Source organism: Micromonospora sp. NBS 11-29, assembly GCF_002140155.1.
Taxonomy (GTDB): domain Bacteria; phylum Actinomycetota; class Actinomycetes; order Mycobacteriales; family Micromonosporaceae; genus Micromonospora.
Genome location: NZ_NAPR01000018.1, coordinates 4415 through 8556 on the forward strand (window position 1 = coordinate 4415; position 4142 = coordinate 8556).

The 4142-nt window shown below is 76.8% G+C and carries 1 protein-coding gene and 1 pseudogene; both read left to right on the plus strand.

Annotated elements, in window-relative coordinates:
* Positions 1-220 precede the first annotated feature (220 nt).
* Positions 221-1045, plus strand: a complete 825-nt coding sequence (locus B1205_RS33095) for an SDR family NAD(P)-dependent oxidoreductase (protein WP_441338539.1) — start codon at positions 221-223, stop codon at positions 1043-1045.
* A gap of 115 nt (positions 1046-1160) precedes the next feature.
* Positions 1161-4142 (plus strand): annotated as a pseudogene (locus B1205_RS33520) (type I polyketide synthase); the annotation flags it as partial.

A 4142-nucleotide genomic window follows, 5' to 3' on the forward strand; every position in this document is an offset into this window, starting at 1 on the left:
CTGCGGGGGCTGGGTGTGGCGCAGGAGCGGATCGCGTCGTCGCGGACCACGGAGTTCGAGGCGGCGTTCGCGCAGGCATCCAGCGGCGCGGGCGTGGACGTGGTGCTCGACGCGTTGGCCGGTGAGTTCGTGGACGCGTCGCTGCGGTNCGGCCGAGCACCCCGGCGTCACCTACCGGGCGTTCGAACTCAACTCCGCCGGCGGCGAGCGCATCGGCGAGATGCTGACCGAACTGCTCGACCTGTTCGAGCGCGGCGCGTTGCGGCCGCTGCCGGTGCGCACCTGGGACGTGCGGCAGGCCCGAACCGCGTTGCGGCACCTGAGTCAGGCCCGGCACGTCGGCAAGGTGGTGCTGACCGTGCCGACACCGGCCGACCCGGACCGCACCACGCTGGTCACCGGCGCCAGCGGCACCCTCGCCGGCCTGCTGGCCCGCCACCTCGTCGCCACCGGCCAGTCCCGCAACCTGCTGCTGGCCGCCCGCCGCGCCCCGGCCGACGACCCGGCGTACGCGGCGCTGGTCGACGAGCTGACCGACGCCGGGGCGGCCGTACGGGCCGTCGCCGTCGACCTGACGGACCGGTCGGCGGTCGCCGCGCTGCTGGACGGCGTCGACCTGACCGCCGTCTACCACTGCGCCGGCACCATCGCCGACGCCACCATCACCTCCCTCGACGCGGACGCGGTGCAGCGGGTGATGCGACCGAAGGTGGACGCCGCGTGGGCGCTGCACCAGGCCACCGCGCATCGGGACCTGTCGGCGTTCGTGCTGTTCTCCTCGATCGCGGCGACGCNCCCACCGCCGCGCCCACGGGCTGCCCGCCAGCAGCCTCGCCTGGGGACTCTGGGCCACCACCAGCACGATGACCGCCCACCTCGACGACGGCGAGCACCGGCGGGCCATCCGGGCCGGCAGCGCCCCGCTCACCGACGCCGAAGGGCTCGCCCTGCTCGACGCGGCCCACCGGCACGGCGGCGCGCACACCGTACTCATGAACGTGCCGGCCGCGCCCGACCCGGCCCGCGTGCCGGCGCTGCTGCGTGACCTGATCCGCCCGGCCCGGCGGCGGGCCGCCACGCGTGCCGGGACGGACCTCTCCCTCGCCGAGCGGCTCGCCGCGCTCAGCCCCGCCGCCCGGCGCGGCCAGCTCCTCGACCTGGTCGCCGCCAGCGTCGCCGCGGTGCTCGGGCACCGCTCCGCCGACGGCGTCGACCCGCAGCGGCCGTTCAAGGAACTCGGCTTCGACTCGCTGACCTCGGTCGAGCTGCGCAACCGGCTCGCCGCCGCCANACTGCGGCTGCCCGCCACCGTCGCGTTCGACCACCCCACCCCGGTGGTGCTCGCCGACCACCTCGACCGGGAGATCGGCGGCCGGGCCGCCCCCGCCGACGCGCCGGCCGCCACCGTGACCACCGCCGTCGACGAGCCGATCGCCGTCGTCGGCATGGCCTGCCGCTTCCCCGGCGACGTCCGCACCCCCGAGGACCTGTGGAACCTGGTCACCGCCGGGGCCGACGTCATCGCGCCGTTCCCCACCGACCGGGGGTGGGACCTGGCCGACCTGGGCGACAGCGACGACCGGCCCGCCCCCCGGCACGGCGGTTTCCTCTACGACGCCGCCGACTTCGACGCCGCGTTCTTCGGCATCAACCCCCGCGAGGCGCTCGCCATGGACCCGCAGCAGCGGCTGCTGCTGGAAACCTCCTGGGAGGCGCTGGAACGCGCCGGCATCGACCCGCTCACCGTCCGCGGCAGCAGCACCGGCGTCTACGTCGGCCTGATCTACCACGACTACGCCGGCACCGCGGTCGGCGGCGGCGACGAACTCGACGGGTACGTCGGCAACGGCAGCGCCGGCAGCGTCGCCTCCGGCCGCATCTCCTACCTGCTCGGCCTGGAGGGCCCGGCCGTCACCGTCGACACCGCCTGCTCCTCCTCCCTGGTCGCGCTGCACCTGGCCGCCCAGGCGCTGCGCCAGCAGGAGTGCGGGCTCGCGCTGGCCGGCGGCGTGACCGTCATGTCCACCCCCGGCATGCTCGCCGAGTTCGCCCACCAGCGGGGCCTGTCACCCGACGGGCGGTGCAAGGCGTTCGGCGCCGGCGCCGACGGCACCGGCTTCGCCGAGGGCGTCGGCATGCTGCTGCTGGAACGCCTCTCCGACGCCCGCCGCCACGGCCACCCCGTCCTGGCGGTGCTGCGCGGCAGCGCGGTCAACCAGGACGGCGCCAGCAGCGGGCTCACCGCACCCAACGGCCCCTCGCAGCAGCGGGTCATCCGGGCCGCGCTGGCCAACGCCCGGCTGTCCCCGGCCGACGTGGACGTGGTCGAGGCGCACGGCACCGGCACCGCCCTCGGTGACCCGATCGAGGCGCAGGCGCTACTCGCCACGTACGGGCAGGACCGGGATCAGCCGCTGCTGCTCGGCTCGGTCAAGTCGAACATCGGCCACACCCAGGCCGCCGCCNGTGATCAAGATGGTCCTCGCCATGCGGCACGGGACCGTGCCGCCGACGCTGCACGCCGACGAACCGTCCCCGCACGTCGACTGGACCACCGGCGCGGTCACTTTGGCCACCGCCACCGCGCCCTGGCCGGCGGTCGACCGGCCGCGCCGCGCCGCCGTGTCCTCGTTCGGCATCTCCGGCACCAACGTGCACGCCATCCTGGAACAGGCCCCCGAGCCGGCCCCCGCACCGACCACGCCCGCCCGCGTCACCGCCGACCTCGGCACCCCGTGCGTGCTCTCCGCCCGCACCCCCGACGCGCTGCGCGCCCAGGCCGACCGGCTGGCCGCCTGGGTCGAGGCGAACCCGGCCGTGCCGCTGCCCGACCTCGGTCACGCGCTCGCCACCGGGCGCTCCGCGTTCGAGCACCGGGCCGTCCTGCTGCCCCGCGACCGCACCGGCCTGCTCACCGGCCTGGCCGCCGTCGCCGCCGGCCAGCCGTCCTCCACCGTCGTGCAGGGCACCGCGCGCACCGGCCGGCTCGCCGTCCTCTTCTCCGGCCAGGGCGCGCAGCGCACCGGCATGGGCCGCGAGGCGTACCGGGCGTTCCCGGTCTTCGCCGCCGCGCTCGACGAGGTCTGCGGCCGCCTCGACCCGCTGCTGCCGCGACCGCTGCGCCCGGTGCTCTTCGCCCCCGAGGGCGCCCCCGAGGCGGCGCTGCTGGACCGCACCGAGTTCACCCAGCCGGCGCTGTTCGCCGTCGAGGTGGCGCTGTTCCGCCTGGTCGAGTCGTTCGGCGTCACCCCCGACCTGGTCGGCGGCCACTCGGTCGGCGAGATCACCGCCGCGTACGTGGCCGGCGTGCTCTCCCTGCCCGACGCGTGCGCCCTGGTCGCCGCGCGCGGGCGGCTCATGCAGGCGCTGCCCGACGGCGGCGGGATGCTCGCCGTCGCCGCGCCCGAGGACGAGGTGACCGCCGCGCTCGCCGGATACGCCGACCGGGTCGGCGTCGCCGCCGTCAACGGCCCGGCCGCCGTGGTCGTCTCCGGCGCGTCGGACGCCCTCGACCACCTCGACCGCCACTGGCGGGAGCGGGGCGTACGCACCCGCCGGCTGCGGGTCAGCCACGCGTTCCACAGCCCGCTCATGGCGCCGATGCTGGACGATTTCCGGGCCGTCGTCGACGGGCTCACCCTCGAACCCCCCACGCTGCCGGTGCTGTCCAACCTGACCGGTCGGATCGCCGAGCCGGACGAGCTGCGCGACCCCGACTACTGGGTGCGGCACGTCCGCGAGGCGGTCCGCTTCGCCGACGGGATCACCCACCTGCGGCAGCGCCACGTCGGCACGTACCTGGAGGTCGGGCCGGACGGGGTGCTGGCCGGGATGATCCGGGACTGCCTCGGCGACGACGCCGGACCGGTGGTCGTACCGACGTTGCGCGCCGGACGGACCGAGGCGGCCGCGCTGCTCGGCGCGCTCGCCGAGGCGTACGCCGGCGGGACGCCGGTGGACTGGACGCCGCTGACCGGCGGCGGCGCGCCGGTCGACCTGCCCACGTACCCGTTCCAGCGGCAGCGTTTCTGGCCGGACGCCGTCGCCTGGCGCACCGGCGACCTGTCCGGCGCCGGGCTGGCCGCGCCCGGGCACCCGCTGCTCGGCGCCGCGGTGCGGCTGGCCGGGGCCGACGAGCTGGT